The sequence below is a fragment of the Streptomyces sp. NPDC032126 genome (assembly GCF_055580085.1).
The window spans coordinates 14,213-27,561 of the sequence record NZ_JBVIMA010000001.1; the positions used below are offsets into that span (position 1 = coordinate 14,213).

Sequence of the window (13,349 nt, forward strand, 5' to 3'; positions counted from 1 at the left end):
CGGACGGGGTTGGCGATCTTGGCCAACCCCGTCGACGTTCGGTGCCGGTGGGACAAAGTAGTCTTGAGCCCATGCCTGAACGCCGTACCGTCGCACTCGTCACCCTTGGCTGCGCCCGTAACGAGGTGGACTCGGAGGAGCTCGCAGGCCGTTTGGAGGCGGACGGCTGGCAGCTCGTGGAGTCCGCCGAGGACGCCGATGTCGCCGTCGTGAACACCTGCGGCTTCGTCGAAGCCGCGAAGAAGGACTCCGTCGACGCCCTCCTGGAAGCCAACGACCTCAAGGGCCACGGCAGAACCCAGGCCGTCGTGGCCGTGGGCTGCATGGCCGAGCGGTACGGCAAGGAGCTCGCCGACGCCCTCCCCGAGGCCGACGGCGTGCTCGGCTTCGACGACTACGCCGACATCTCCGACCGGCTCCAGACCATCCTGAGCGGCGGCATCCACGCCGCGCACACCCCGCGCGACCGCCGCAAGCTGCTCCCCATCAGCCCCGCCGAGCGGCAGACGGCGACCGACGTGGCCCTGCCGGGGCACGGCGCCCCGACCGACCTTCCGGACGGTCTCGCCCCGCGGTCCGGCCCCCGCGCGCCCCTGCGCCGCCGCCTCGACGGCGCCCCGGTCGCCTCCGTCAAGCTCGCCTCCGGCTGCGACCGCCGCTGCTCCTTCTGCGCCATCCCGTCCTTCCGCGGCTCCTTCATCTCCCGCCGCCCGAGCGACGTGCTCAACGAGACCCGGTGGCTGGCCGAACAGGGCGTCAAGGAGATCATGCTGGTCTCCGAGAACAACACCTCCTACGGCAAGGACCTCGGCGACATCCGCCTGCTGGAGTCGCTGCTGCCCGAGCTGGCCGAGGTCGACGGCCTGGAGCGGGTGCGCGTCAGCTACCTCCAGCCCGCCGAGATGCGGCCCGGTCTGATCGACGTGCTGACCTCCACGCCCAAGGTCGCCCCCTACTTCGACCTCTCCTTCCAGCACTCCGCGCCCGACGTCCTGCGCGCGATGCGCCGCTTCGGCGACACCGACCGCTTCCTGGAACTGCTCGACACCATCCGGAGCAAGGCGCCCGAGGCGGGCGTGCGCTCCAACTTCATCGTGGGCTTCCCCGGCGAGTCCGAGGCCGACCTGGCCGAACTGGAGCGCTTCCTCACCCACGCCCGCCTGGACGCCATCGGCGTCTTCGGCTACTCCGACGAGGAGGGCACCGAGGCGGCGACCTACGACGGCAAGCTCGACGAGGACGTCGTCGCCGAACGCCTCGCCCACATCTCCCGGCTCGCCGAGGAACTCGTCTCGCAGCGCGCCGAGGAGCGCGTCGGCGAGACCGTGCGCGTGCTCGTCGAGTCCTTCGAGGAGGACGGCGTGTACGGCCGTGCGGCCCACCAGGCGCCGGAGACCGACGGCCAGGTGCGCCTCACGAGCGGCGAGTCCCTGAGCGTCGGTCGTATGGTCGAGGCGAAGGTGGTCGGCACCGAAGGCGTCGACCTGGTCGCCGAGCCCCTGCCGGGCTCGTCCGGGTGTCACGAGGAGGCGGGCAGATGACGGGTGTCCCGGCATCGGCCGCGGGCGGCTCCTCGCACGCGAACCAGACGCCCTCCGCCGGCGACCGTCCCGCGCGCGGCGGGAACGACGGCGACCGGCCGCCCCGGGGCGCGAAGCTGGCGGCCGCCGCCGTCAACCAGGCGAGCCTGTGGAACGTCGCCAACCTGCTGACCATGCTGCGGCTCATGCTGGTGCCCGGATTCGTCGTGCTGATGCTGGCCGAGGGCGGACACGACCCGGCCTGGCGTTCCTTCGCCTGGGCGGCCTTCTCCGTCGCGATGATCACCGACCTGTTCGACGGGCATCTGGCGCGCACGTACAACCTCGTCACCGACTTCGGGAAGATCGCCGACCCCATCGCCGACAAGGCGATCATGGGAGCGGCGCTGATCTGTCTCTCCGGGCTGGGCGACCTGCCGTGGTGGGTGACGATCGTCATCCTCGGCCGGGAACTCGGGATCACCCTGCTGCGTTTTCTCGTCATCCGGTACGGCGTGATCCCGGCGAGCCGGGGCGGCAAGCTGAAGACGCTCTCGCAGGGCGTGGCGGTCGGCATGTACATCCTGGTGCTGACGGGATGGCTGGCGACCCTGAGGTGGTGGGTGATGGCCGTGGCGGTCGTCCTGACCGTCGTCACCGGGCTCGACTATGTGAGACAGGCCATTGTGCTGCGCAGGCGGGGAATCGCCGCGCGCGAGACAGCGCCGGAGGAGACGGAAGCGTGAGTTCCACGGCCGCCGACGTGGTGCGACTACTCACGGTGAGGGGCGAGAGCCTCGCCGTGGCCGAGTCCCTGACCGGTGGTCTCGTAGCGGCGGAGATCACCGCGGTCCCCGGGGCGTCCAAGGCCTTCCGGGGCTCCGTGACCGCCTACGCCACCGAGCTCAAGCACGCCGTGCTCGGCGTCGACGCCGACCTGCTCGCCGCCCGTGGCGCGGTGGACGCGCAGGTCGCGGCCCAGATGGCGGCCGGAGTGCGCGCGGCGCTCGGCGCGGACTGGGGCATCGCGACCACCGGAGTGGCCGGCCCCGAGCCGCAGGACGGCCGGCCCGTGGGCACCGTCTTCGTCGCCGTGGACGGGCCGTTCGGCCCTGGTTCCGGTTCCGCCGCTGGCGGAAAAGTGGAGGCCCTGAGGTTGAACGGCGACCGCGCGGAAATCCGTAGAGAGAGTGTACGGAGCGTACTCGCACTGCTCCTGAAAGAGCTTGCGGGCGAACTCACCGGGAATGAGCGGGCACAGGATACGGAACAGAACGGGGGGTTTTGATGTTTGCAGCCCTGAGTGAACACGACATCGCTCCCCGCACGGCCGCAGCGCGAGGCGGTACGGTGGGGCGTGAAGGATGCGGCTACGCGGTCCGAGGAGGGAGCCACCGATGATTCTGCTCCGTCGCCTGCTGGGTGACGTGCTGCGTCGGCAGCGCCAGCGCCAGGGCCGTACTCTGCGCGAAGTCTCCTCGTCCGCCCGAGTCTCGCTCGGCTATCTCTCCGAGGTGGAGCGGGGGCAGAAGGAGGCTTCCTCCGAGCTGCTCGCCGCCATCTGCGACGCGCTGGACGTACGGATGTCCGAGCTCATGCGGGAAGTGAGCGACGAGCTCGCCCTCGCGGAGCTGGCCCAGTCTGCTGCGGCCACCCCCAGCGAACCTGTGCCCACGCCGGTTCGTCCGATGCTGGGTTCCGTGTCGGTGACCGGTGTGCCACCGGAACGGGTGACCATCAAGGCTCCCGCCGAGGCGGTCGACGTGGTCGCCGCGTGAGTGTGTGAGCCGACACAGGCGTAGGTGAGGCCCCGGCCGGGGCTTCTCCGGGGAGACCCGGGGAGGGTGGCCGGGGCTTTTCGCGTTCCCGGGCTTCTTGCTGTCCGGCGCCTGGGTGTGCGTTTGCCGGTGTCCGGTGGTGCGGTCATCGTGGAGGGCGTGGCGGGGGCTGGTGACGACCCGGAGGTCCTGCATGTACGGCGTGAAGAGCCCGTTGTCCGAAGCCGATCTGAAGACGGTGGCCGGGGCGCTCCAGGGGGCGCTCGTCGACCTGGTCGATCTCTCACTCGTCGCCAAGCAGGTCCACTGGAACGTCGTGGGGCCCCGCTTCCGGTCCATCCACCTCCAGCTCGACGAGGTCGTGGACAGTGCCCGCCTCCACTCCGACACCGTGGCCGAGCGGGCCTCTGCGCTCGGGGTGTCCCCGGACGCGCGGGCGGCGACGGTCGCCGCCGGCAGCGGGATCGGCGCGGTGGACGCCGGATGGGTCAAGGACACGGTCGCGGTCGGGGCGCTGGTGGCCGCACTGGGTGCGGTGATCACTCGTATGAGGGAACGGGTGGCGGCCACCGGGGACGCGGATCCCGTGAGCCAGGACCTTCTCATCGGCATCACCGCGGATCTGGAGAAGCACCACTGGATGTTCCAGGCCGAGAATGTTTGAGGGCTGGGGGCGGGGGCGCCTGCGGGGCCTGGGGATACGGGCCTCGGTGTTCCTGCGGGTGTCGTTCCGGTGGGGCGGAGGTGGTGGCCGTGGTCGGGCGAACAGTGCGCCGGTGGCTCCAGCTGGGGCTCGGGGCGGTGTGGTGGTGGGCCGCCGTGCGACTCGTCGTCGCCCCTGGCGCCGGGCTCGTCGAAGGAGCCGTCGCGGCCGGGGGATGGGGGCTTAGCCTGCTGCCGGTCCACTGCGTACCGAAGGCGCGCGCCGTCGGGGCCCTGGCGCAGGGGCGGTGGCGGGCGGCTTGGCGGGGCGAGCGTGGGACGACCGGCAGCGCCGGTGGTTCCGGGCTCGCGGATCCGTGACATCGGCAGTGTGGACCTGTGATGCACCAGGGCATGGCCACAGCGCCGATGGCTTCGGCCGCGTGGACCTGTGACTCACCAGGGCATGGCCACGCCGCCGTTCGGGCGGAGGATCTGGCCCGTGGTGAACGCCGACGCGTCCGAGGCCAGGTGCAGCACCGCGTGCGCCACGTCCTCAGGGGCGCCGACCCGGCCGAGTGGCGACAGACGTGCCATGAAGGACTCGGTGTGCTCCTGGGCCGCCGCGTCGTGGCGGTCGGTCATCGGGGTGCGGATCCAGCCCGGGGCGACGGCGTTCACACGGATCCCGTGGCGGCCGGTCTCGGTCGCGAGCGTGCGGGTCAGCTGCACCACGGCCGCCTTGGCCGCCGAGTAGCACAGCAGGCCGGGGCCGCCGGTGTCCACGGCGCCGGACGCCATCGTGACGATGCTGCCCCTCGTGCCCCGGGCGATCATCAGACGGGCCGCCTCCTGGCAGGCGTACAGCACACCCTTGAAATTGACGTTCAGCAAGCGGTCGAGGTCCTCGTCCCGGGTCTCCAGGACCGGGCTGCTGTGCATGATCCCGGCGACCGCCGCCAGGATGTGCACCTCGCCGCAGGACTCGACGGCCCGCCGCAGCGAGGCCCGGTCGGTGACGTCGAGGGCGTGCGTGTGCGCGGTGCCGCCCTGCGCCTTGATCAGGGTCGCCGTGTCGTGCAGTCCCTGCGCGTCGCGGTCGGCGCCGTGCACGACGGCACCCGCCTCGGCGAGCAACAGGGCACAGGCGCGCCCGATACCGCTCGCGGCGCCGGTGACGAACGCGGTGCGCCCGGTGAGGTCGTACGCCTTCACGGCCATGAACCGACCGTACGAGGATTTCTGACGGGTCGTCAATTACTCGGTCGTCATTGGGGGTGGGGGTCAGGTGTTGGGCCGACGCGGGGTGTTGGGTGGGTAGGGGGTGTTGGCTGGGCGGCCGGTCTTGGGCGCGGGGCCGGTCGTACGGTGGCGGGCTGGGGTCCGTGGCCAGGCGGGCGCCGGGCCGGTCTGGCACGTCGGGCACCAGTACGTGGGGCGCTCGCGGGAGGCGTCGCCCTGGTCGGCGACACGGACCGGGGTGCCGCACAGCAGACAGGGGCGGGGCGCGCGGCCGTAGACGAACAGGTCCTGGCCGCGCCGGCCGGTCGTGCTGCGGACCGGGCGGTCGCGGTTGGCCTCCAGGAGCCGCTTGGCGAGGGCGGGGAGCTTCGCGGCGCGGTCGGTGGGGAGGGTGCCGATGGGGAGCCAGGGGGTGGCGCCGAGGAGGAAGCACAGCTCGCTCTTGTAGATGTTCCCGATACCGGCCAGATTGCGCTGGTCGAGGAGAGCCTCGCCGAGCGGGCGGGCGGGGTCGGCGAGCAGGTTGGCGAGGGCCCGGTCCGGATCCCAGTCCGGGCCCAGGAGATCGGGGCCCAGGTGACCGACGGCCTGTTCCTCCTCGGCGGTGCGCAGGAGCTCCAGGACGGGCAGGCGGTAGCCGACGGCGCTGCGGTCGAGGGTGCCGAGGACCGCGCGGATCTGGTGCGCGGGGCCGCCGCTCCAGCGCTGGTCGTGCGCGTAGACGTGCCAGGCGCCGTCCATCATCAGGTGCGAGTGGAGCGTCAGGCCGCCCTCGACGCGGGTGAGGAGGTGCTTGCCGCGCGCGGTGACGTCCAGGACATTCCGGCCGGTGAGGTCCACGGTGGCGTACTTCGGGACCCTGAGGTCGGAGCGGGTCAGCGTCTCGCCCGCGAGGGCGCTGTGCAGACGCCTCGCGGTCTGCCAGACCGTGTCACCTTCGGGCATGGGTCAAGGGTGGCATGGGGGGCTGGGGACTGAGCGCTGGGTGCTGGTGTCGGGGCGGGCGGACCAATCGGGTTGATTCGGATGGTGGGGTTGTCATGCTCGCAGTCGTAGGCCCCTGGGGGTCGCGATGAAGCCCGCCGCTTCCAGGAGGGTGCCGAGGGGTGAGGTGAGGGCCGGGGTGCCGTTGACCCGTTCCACCGTGACCGTGCCGAGGGAGCCCGCGCGGGCCGCGCTGGCGAGGGCCTCCGCCGCGCTGTGCAGGCGCGGGTCGTCGGCGGGCGCGGTGTCGCCGTCGGGGTGGGCGGCCCAGGCCAGCAGGGTCTTGCCGCCGCGCTCCATGTAGAGGGTCAGCTCGCCGTCGACGAGGACGACCAGGGAGCCCGCCTTACGGCCCGGCTTGTGTCCGGCGCCGGTGGGCGGCTCGGGCCAGGGCAGGGCGGAACCGTACGCGTTCGCCGGGTCGGCGGCGGCCAGGACGACCGTCCGGGACGCGGGCGAGGAACGCCCGCGGTCGCGATCCGGGAAGGCCGGGGCGTACCCGTACGAGGATCCGCCGCCGCGTGGACCGCCGGCTCCCGGCGAGGAGGCGAGGTCGCGCGGGGAGACGTAGTCACCCGGGGCGGGGAGCCGCGCGGAGTCCGGGAACTCCGGGAACGCGTCGTCGAAGCCCTCCAGCGCGCTGTACGGGGCGGGCGTGCTGAAGTCGGGCACGGCGGGGTCCGTGGGCACCCCGAAGCCGCCGTCGGCGCCGTTGCCGAAGGGGACCGGGCGGCCGTCGCCCCGGTCGCGGGCGTTGGCGACCGCGCGCAGGCGGTCCACGGCGCCGTCCATGGCGAACTGGGCGGCGCCGAGGCCCTCGACGACATAGCCCCGGCGGGCCTGACCGCTCTCCTCGAAGACGGACAGCACGCGGTACGTCGCCGAGAAGCCGCCCTCGACGCCCTCGGCGGAGACCGCGCCCCGGGTGACCACGCCGTGCCGGTCGAGGAGGGCGCGGGCCAGGGCGTGGGCGCGGACGGTCGGGTCGGGTTCATGGGCCGGGAGGAGCGACCAGCGGCCCGCGACGGTCGGCGGACCGGTGCGCGACGCCGGGCGGGCGGCGGCGGTGAGGGAGCCGTAACGGCCGCGCGGAACCGACCGCTTGGCGCGATGGGCGGTGGAGCCCGCCGTACGCCCGGAGCCCAGCAGGGCGCGCATCGGGGCGAGCGTGTCGTTGGTGAGCCGCCCCGACCAGGCCAGGTCCCAGACGGCGTCGGCCAGTTGGGGGTCCGTGGCGTCGGGGTGGGTGGTGGCGCGGACCTGGTCGGCGATCTGCCGGAAGAACAGGCCGTAGCCGCCGGACAGGGCGTCCAGGACGGACTGGTGAAGCGCCGTCAGCTCCAAGGGGTGCGGCGGAGGCAGGAGGAGCGGGGCCGCGTCCGCCAGGTACAGGGAGACCCAGCCGTCCTTGCCCGGCAGCCCGCCCGCGCCGGCCCAGACGACCTCTCCGGCGGCCGTGAGTTCGTCGAGCATCGCCGGGGTGTAGTCCGTGACACGGGAGGGCAGGACCAGCTTCTCCAGCGCCGAGGCGGGGACGGAAGCACCCTGGAGCTGCTCGACGGCGCGGACGAGTCCGTCGATGCCGCGCAGGGCGTGGCCCTTGCCGATGTGCTGCCACTGCGGAAGGAACTGGGCGAGCGCCGCGGGCGGCACCGGCTCCAGCTCGTGCCGCAGCGCGGCCAGGGAACGGCGGCGCAACCGGCGCAGGACGGCCGCGTCGCACCACTCCTGACCGATACCGGCCGGATGGAACTCGCCCTGGACGACCCGGCCACCGGCAGCGAGACGCTGGAGGGCGCCCTCGGTGACCGCGACGCCCAGGCCGAAACGGGACGCGGCCGCGGCCGAGGTGAACGGGCCGTGCGTGCGGGCATGGCGCGCGAGGAGGTCGCCGAGCGGGTCCTTCACCGGCTCGGTGAAGGCCTCCGGCACGCCGACGGGCAGGGCGGTGCCCAGGGCGTCGCGCAGCCGGCCCGCGTCCTCGATCGCCGCCCAGTGGTCGGCGCCGGCGATCCGCACCTTGATCACACGGCGGGCGGCGGCCAGCTCCCGCGCCCAGTGCTCCTCGGCGCCGCGCTCGGCCAGCTCCGCGTCGGTCAGCGGGCCGAGGAGACGGAGCAGGTCGGCGACGCCCTCGGTGTCCTTGACGCGACGGTCCTCGGTGAGCCACTGCAGCTCGCGCTCCAGCTCGGCCAGCACCTCGGCGTCGAGCAGTTCCCGCAGCTCCGCCTGACCGAGCAGCTCGGCCAGCAGCCGGGAGTCCAGCGACAGGGCGGCGGCGCGGCGCTCGGCGAGCGGTGAGTCCCCCTCGTACAGGAACTGGGCGACGTACCCGAAGAGGAGGGAGCGGGCGAAGGGCGACGGCTCGGGGGTGGTGACCTCGACCAGGCGCACCTTGCGGGACTCCAGGTCGCCCATCAGCTCGACCAGGCCGGGGACGTCGAAGACGTCCTGCAGGCACTCGCGGACCGCCTCCAGGACGATCGGGAACGAGCCGAACTCGCTCGCCACCTGCAGCAGCTGCGCGGCCCGCTGGCGCTGCTGCCACAGCGGGGTGCGCTTGCCGGGGTTGCGGCGCGGCAGGAGCAGCGCGCGGGCGGCGCACTCGCGGAACCGGGACGCGAACAGCGCCGATCCGCCGACCTGGTCGGTGACGATCTGGTCGACCTCGCCCTTGTCGAAGACGACGTCCGCCGCGCCGACCGGGGCCTGGTCGGCGTCGTACTCGGTGCCGGCCTTCATCGGTTCCTGGTCGAGCAGGTCCAGGCCCATCAGGTCGGCGTCCGGCAGGCGCAGTACGAGACCGTCGTCGGCGTGCATGACCTGCGCGTCCATGCCGTACCGCTCGGCGAGGCGGGCGCCGAGGGCGAGAGCCCAGGGGGCGTGGACCTGGGCGCCGAAGGGCGAGTGCACGACGACCCGCCAGTCGCCCAGTTCGTCGCGGAAGCGCTCCACGACGATCGTGCGGTCGTCCGGGACGTGGCCGCAGGCCGCGCGCTGCTCGTCCAGGTAGGACAGCACATTGTCGGCGGCCCACGCGTCCAGGCCCGCGGTGAGCAGGCGCAGCCGGGCGTCGTCCTTGGGCAGGGAGCCGACCTCGCGCAGGAACGCGCCCACCGCGCGCCCCAGTTCGATCGGGCGGCCGAGCTGGTCGCCCTTCCAGAACGGCAGCCGGCCCGGAACGCCGGGGGCGGGGGAGACCAGGACACGGTCGCGCGTGATGTCCTCGATGCGCCAGGAGCTGGTGCCGAGCGTGAAGACGTCGCCCACGCGCGACTCGTAGACCATCTCCTCGTCCAGCTCGCCGACCCGGCCGCCGCCCTTCTTCGGGTCGGCCCCCGCGAGGAAGACCCCGAACAGGCCCCGGTCGGGGATCGTGCCGCCCGAGGTGACGGCGAGGCGCTGGGCGCCGGGGCGGCCGGTGACCGTGCCGGTGACGCGGTCCCACACCACGCGCGGGCGCAGCTCGGCGAAGGCGTCCGACGGGTAGCGGCCGGCGAGCATGTCCAGCGTGGCCGTGAACGCCGACTCCGGGAGCGACGCGAAGGGCGCCGCGCGGCGGACCGCGGCGAGCAGATCGTCGAACTGCCAGCTGTCCATGGCCGTCATCGCGACGAGCTGCTGCGCCAGCACGTCCAGCGGGTTGGCGGGGACCCGCAGCGACTCGATCGCCCCCTGCCGCATCCGCTCGGTGACCACGGCCGCCTGCACGAGGTCGCCCCGGTACTTGGGGAACACCACACCCGTGGAGACCGCGCCGACCTGGTGACCCGCGCGGCCGACGCGCTGCAGACCGGAGGCCACGGACGGCGGTGACTCCACCTGCACGACCAGGTCCACGGCACCCATGTCGATGCCCAGCTCCAGACTGGACGTGGCGACCACGGCGGGCAGCCGGCCCGCCTTCAGGTCCTCCTCGACCAGGGCGCGCTGCTCCTTGGAGACCGAGCCGTGGTGGGCGCGCGCGATGACGGGCGGCGCGCCCTGAGCCGCCCCGGAGCCACCCATCAGCTCGGCGGGCGCGTGATGCTCCTCCAGGGTCTCGCCGGTCGCCCGCTCGTAGGCGATCTCATTGAGGCGGTTGCACAGCCGCTCGGCCAGACGGCGGGAGTTGGCGAAGACGATGGTGGAGCGGTGGGCCTGCACCAGATCGGTGATGCGCTCCTCGACATGCGGCCAGATCGAGGGGCGCTCGGCACCCTCCGAACCGTCGGCCACCGGCGAGCCGCCCAGCTCTCCCAGATCCTCGACCGGGACGACCACCGAGAGATCGAACTCCTTGCCGGACTCCGGCTGGACGATCTCCACCTTGCGGCGTGGAGACAGATAGCGGGCCACCTCGTCGACCGGACGGACCGTCGCCGACAGGCCGATCCTGCGGGCCGGCTTCGGCAGCAGCTCGTCCAGCCGCTCCAGCGACAGCGCGAGGTGCGCGCCGCGCTTGGTGCCCGCGACCGCGTGCACCTCGTCCAGGATCACCGTCTCCACGCCGGTCAGCGCGTCACGCGTGGCCGACGTCAGCATCAGGAACAAGGACTCCGGGGTGGTGATCAGGATGTCCGGCGGGCGCGTGGACAGCGCACGGCGCTCCGCCGCCGGGGTGTCGCCGGAACGGATGCCCACCTTCACCTCGGGCTCGGGCAGGCCCAGCCGCACGGACTCCTGGCGGATGCCCGTCAAAGGACTGCGGAGGTTGCGCTCCACATCCACGGCCAGCGCCTTCAACGGGGACACGTACAGGACGCGGCAGCGCTTCCTCGGGTCCGCGGGCGGAGGGTCCGAGGCGAGCTGGTCCAGCGCGGCGAGGAAGGCGGCCAGCGTCTTTCCCGAACCCGTCGGGGCCACCACCAGCACGTCCGAACCCTCACGGATGGCCTGCCACGCGCCCGCCTGGGCCGCGGTGGGCGCGGAGAACGCCCCCGTGAACCAGCCGCGGGTCGCGGGGGAGAAGCCGTCGAGGGCTCGATGTGCGGATCCGACCATGCGTCCATCCTGCACCCCGCCACTGACAACGCCCCCGACCTGCGGAGATGCGGCCGGAGAGGCCCGAAGGGAGACGCCCTCGGGGGCCGTGGCCCTGTTCGGCCGCCCCGACCGGAGGGCTGCCTCCGGGACGGCCGATCGGCGCGGCGGACAATGGGGGGTATGGCGGGTTCGAGCGAGCGGGCACGGCACTGGCGGTATCCGGAGCTGCCGGAGGTCGACCTGCTGCGGGCCCGGTACGTCCACAAGACGTTCGTGAGCCACACGCACGAGCAGTTCGTGATCGCCGCCGTCGCCGAGGGCGCCGAGGTCTTCCGCTGCCGAGGCGCCGACCAGTACGTGGGAGCCGGCGCCCTCGCACTCGTCAACCCGGACACCCCGCACACCGGGCGGGCCGGAGTGCCCGAGGGATGGCGGTACGGCGCGGTGTACCCCTCGCCCGAGGTCGTCTCCGCGATCGCCGCCGAGACGACGACCCTGCGCGGCACTCCCGGCTTCGCCCACCCCGTCCTCCACGACCCGTACACCGTCGGGCTCGTCCACCACGTGCTGCGGGCGGCCGACGAGGGCAACGCGCTCGCCGCCGACACCCTGCTCAGAGTCGCCGTGACCCGGCTGCTCCGGCTCAACGGCGGCCCCCTGCCGACCCGCCGGATCTCGACCGCCGGAGCACGCGTCGCCGCACACGCGCGTGCCGTGCTCGAAGACCGCATGGCCGAACCCCCCACCCTGGAGAAACTCGCCTCCGACCTGGGGACCAGCCCCTTCGCCCTGCTGCGCGCCTTCCGGGACGCCTACGGCATGCCGCCGCACACCTGGCTGACCGACGCCCGGGTGCGCCAGGCACGCCGGCTGCTGGACGACGGCACGACACCCGCCGAGGCCGCCCTCGCCGTCGGCTTCACCGACCAGCCGCACCTCAATCGCCACTTCACCCGGATCGTGGGCGTGCCGCCGGGCGCCTACCAACGCGAGCGCAAGAACGTACAAGACGCGCCCGGCCCGCCGCGCCTACCGTCCGACGCGTGGCAGAACAGACAGCACGCGCAGACATGAGCGCCGACAGTGCGCCCCGGCCCGACCGCGCCGTCGTCCGGGACGCCCTCGGGGTCGGGATCGCCGTGGGACTGTCCGGGTTCGCCTTCGGGGTGACCTCGGCCGGCAGCGGCCTCACGGTGTGGCAGACCTGCGCCCTCAGCCTCCTGGTGTTCACCGGCGCCTCCCAGTTCGCCCTCGTGGGCGCCCTCGCCGCGGGCGGCAACCCGCTCACCGCGGCCGCGGGCGCCTTCTTCCTGGGCGTGCGCAACGCCTTCTACGGGCTGCGTCTGTCCCAGCTGCTCGCCCTCCCGCGCGCGGTGCGCCCGCTCGCCGCCCAATGGGTCATCGACGAGACGACGGCCGTCTCGCTCGCGCAGCGCGACCGGCGGGGCGCGCGGATCGGCTTCGCCGTCACCGGGCTCAGCCTGTACGTACTGTGGAACCTCACCACCCTGCTGGGCGCGCTCGGCGCCGAGGCCATCGGGGACACCGACGCCTGGGGGCTCGACGCCGCCGGACCCGCCGTCTTCCTGGCGCTGCTGGCCCCGATGCTGAAGACGTCCACCGAACGCGCCGTGGCCGGCCTGGCGGTACTGCTCGGACTCGGTCTGCTGCCCACGCTGCCGGCCGGGGTGCCCGTCCTGATCGCCGCACTCGCCGCGCCAACCGTGCTGTGGGCCGAAGGCCGGCGCGGGGTCGCTCGTGACGGGGCGCGAGGAGGCGTAGGACGGCGCGGGGCCGCCGGTGACGAGGCGCGCGGAGGCGCAGGACGGCGCGGGGCCGCCCGTGACGACGCGCGAGGAGGCGGGCGATGAACACCTGGATCGCTATCGGCGCGACCGCCCTCGGCTGCTACGCCGTGAAACTCGCCGGGCTGCTCGTCCCCGCGGGCGTCCTGGAACGGCCCCTCGTACGGCGCCTGGCGGCCCTGCTGCCCGTCGCCCTCCTGGCCGCCCTCACCGCCCAGCAGACCTTCGCCGACGGGCACGCCCTCGTGCTGGACGCCCGCACCGCCGGGCTCGCCGCGGCCGCCGTGGCGCTCCTGCTGCGGGCCCCCTTCCTGCTGGTCGTCGCCGCGGCCGTCGTGGTGACGGCGGGGGTGCGGGCCGTGGGCGGGTGAGGGCGCCGGCCGGGGCGGGGAGCGGTGGGTGAGTGACGGCGC

At 73.6% G+C, this 13,349-nt stretch carries 12 protein-coding genes; 9 read left to right on the top strand and 3 right to left on the bottom strand.

What is annotated here, in order from left to right; translation table 11 throughout:
- Positions 1-71 precede the first annotated feature (71 nt).
- From rimO to ACZ5NW_RS00070, 6 genes are all read left to right on the top strand, one after another.
- The gene (gene rimO, locus ACZ5NW_RS00045) at positions 72-1,541 is read left to right on the top strand and encodes a 30S ribosomal protein S12 methylthiotransferase RimO (RefSeq protein ID WP_468741381.1); all 1,470 of its coding nucleotides are present in this window, start codon (positions 72-74) and stop codon (positions 1,539-1,541) included.
- Complete coding sequence (gene pgsA / locus ACZ5NW_RS00050; protein WP_468741382.1) at positions 1,538-2,266, top strand: CDP-diacylglycerol--glycerol-3-phosphate 3-phosphatidyltransferase; 729 nt, start codon at positions 1,538-1,540, stop codon at positions 2,264-2,266. The genes rimO and pgsA overlap by 4 nt, the downstream gene beginning before the upstream one ends.
- Positions 2,263-2,808, top strand: coding sequence for a CinA family protein (locus ACZ5NW_RS00055; RefSeq protein WP_468741383.1), 546 nt, complete (start codon positions 2,263-2,265; stop codon positions 2,806-2,808). Before pgsA ends, ACZ5NW_RS00055 begins: the two co-directional genes overlap by 4 nt.
- Before the next feature lie 109 nt (positions 2,809-2,917).
- Complete coding sequence (locus tag ACZ5NW_RS00060; protein ID WP_167997591.1) at positions 2,918-3,298, top strand: helix-turn-helix domain-containing protein; 381 nt, start codon at positions 2,918-2,920, stop codon at positions 3,296-3,298.
- Positions 3,299-3,491: 193 nt separating this feature from the next.
- Positions 3,492-3,962 carry a Dps family protein gene (locus tag ACZ5NW_RS00065; protein ID WP_468741384.1) on the top strand — a complete coding sequence of 157 codons (471 nt, stop codon included), beginning with the start codon at positions 3,492-3,494 and terminating at the stop codon, positions 3,960-3,962.
- Positions 3,963-4,051: 89 nt separating this feature from the next.
- Positions 4,052-4,321 carry a hypothetical protein gene (locus ACZ5NW_RS00070; RefSeq protein ID WP_468741385.1) on the top strand — a complete coding sequence of 90 codons (270 nt, stop codon included), beginning with the start codon at positions 4,052-4,054 and terminating at the stop codon, positions 4,319-4,321.
- Between the two features lie 75 nt (positions 4,322-4,396).
- On the opposite strand, the gene ACZ5NW_RS00075 is transcribed toward ACZ5NW_RS00070, so the two are convergent.
- The 3 genes from ACZ5NW_RS00075 to ACZ5NW_RS00085 all read right to left on the bottom strand — a co-directional run bounded on the left by ACZ5NW_RS00075 (position 4,397) and on the right by ACZ5NW_RS00085 (position 11,149).
- The gene (locus tag ACZ5NW_RS00075; protein ID WP_468741386.1) at positions 4,397-5,161 is read right to left on the bottom strand and encodes an SDR family NAD(P)-dependent oxidoreductase; all 765 of its coding nucleotides are present in this window, start codon (positions 5,159-5,161) and stop codon (positions 4,397-4,399) included.
- 63 nt (positions 5,162-5,224) lie between these two features.
- The gene (locus ACZ5NW_RS00080; protein ID WP_468741387.1) at positions 5,225-6,127 is read right to left on the bottom strand and encodes an Fpg/Nei family DNA glycosylase; all 903 of its coding nucleotides are present in this window, start codon (positions 6,125-6,127) and stop codon (positions 5,225-5,227) included.
- 93 nt (positions 6,128-6,220) lie between these two features.
- Complete coding sequence (locus ACZ5NW_RS00085) at positions 6,221-11,149, bottom strand: ATP-dependent helicase (protein ID WP_468741388.1); 4,929 nt, start codon at positions 11,147-11,149, stop codon at positions 6,221-6,223.
- A 162-nt stretch (positions 11,150-11,311) separates the two neighbouring features.
- Here ACZ5NW_RS00085 and ACZ5NW_RS00090 point away from each other — a divergent pair, with 162 nt between their 5' ends.
- Genes ACZ5NW_RS00090 through ACZ5NW_RS00100 form a run of 3 tightly spaced genes read left to right on the top strand, consistent with a single transcriptional unit; the run spans position 11,312 to position 13,307 of the window.
- On the top strand, positions 11,312-12,205 hold the full coding sequence (locus ACZ5NW_RS00090; protein WP_468741389.1) for an AraC family transcriptional regulator: 894 nt from the start codon (positions 11,312-11,314) through the stop codon (positions 12,203-12,205).
- Positions 12,175-13,002, top strand: coding sequence for an AzlC family ABC transporter permease (locus tag ACZ5NW_RS00095; RefSeq protein WP_468741390.1), 828 nt, complete (start codon positions 12,175-12,177; stop codon positions 13,000-13,002). Before ACZ5NW_RS00090 ends, ACZ5NW_RS00095 begins: the two co-directional genes overlap by 31 nt.
- Positions 12,999-13,307 carry an AzlD domain-containing protein gene (locus ACZ5NW_RS00100; protein WP_468741391.1) on the top strand — a complete coding sequence of 103 codons (309 nt, stop codon included), beginning with the start codon at positions 12,999-13,001 and terminating at the stop codon, positions 13,305-13,307. Before ACZ5NW_RS00095 ends, ACZ5NW_RS00100 begins: the two co-directional genes overlap by 4 nt.
- Positions 13,308-13,349: the final 42 nt, after the last annotated feature.

Bases quoted from the DNA above. Each gene is read 5' to 3' on its own strand.
- rimO (WP_468741381.1), top strand. From the start codon at position 72: ATGCCTGAACGCCGTACCGTCGCACTCGTCACCCTTGGCTGCGCCCGT.
- pgsA (WP_468741382.1), top strand. From the start codon at position 1,538: ATGACGGGTGTCCCGGCATCGGCCGCGGGCGGCTCCTCGCACGCGAAC.
- ACZ5NW_RS00060 (WP_167997591.1), top strand. From the start codon at position 2,918: ATGATTCTGCTCCGTCGCCTGCTGGGTGACGTGCTGCGTCGGCAGCGC.
- ACZ5NW_RS00065 (WP_468741384.1), top strand. From the start codon at position 3,492: ATGTACGGCGTGAAGAGCCCGTTGTCCGAAGCCGATCTGAAGACGGTG.
- ACZ5NW_RS00075 (WP_468741386.1), bottom strand. From the start codon at position 5,161: ATGGCCGTGAAGGCGTACGACCTCACCGGGCGCACCGCGTTCGTCACC.
- ACZ5NW_RS00080 (WP_468741387.1), bottom strand. From the start codon at position 6,127: ATGCCCGAAGGTGACACGGTCTGGCAGACCGCGAGGCGTCTGCACAGC.
- ACZ5NW_RS00085 (WP_468741388.1), bottom strand. From the start codon at position 11,149: ATGGTCGGATCCGCACATCGAGCCCTCGACGGCTTCTCCCCCGCGACC.
- ACZ5NW_RS00090 (WP_468741389.1), top strand. From the start codon at position 11,312: ATGGCGGGTTCGAGCGAGCGGGCACGGCACTGGCGGTATCCGGAGCTG.
- ACZ5NW_RS00100 (WP_468741391.1), top strand. From the start codon at position 12,999: ATGAACACCTGGATCGCTATCGGCGCGACCGCCCTCGGCTGCTACGCC.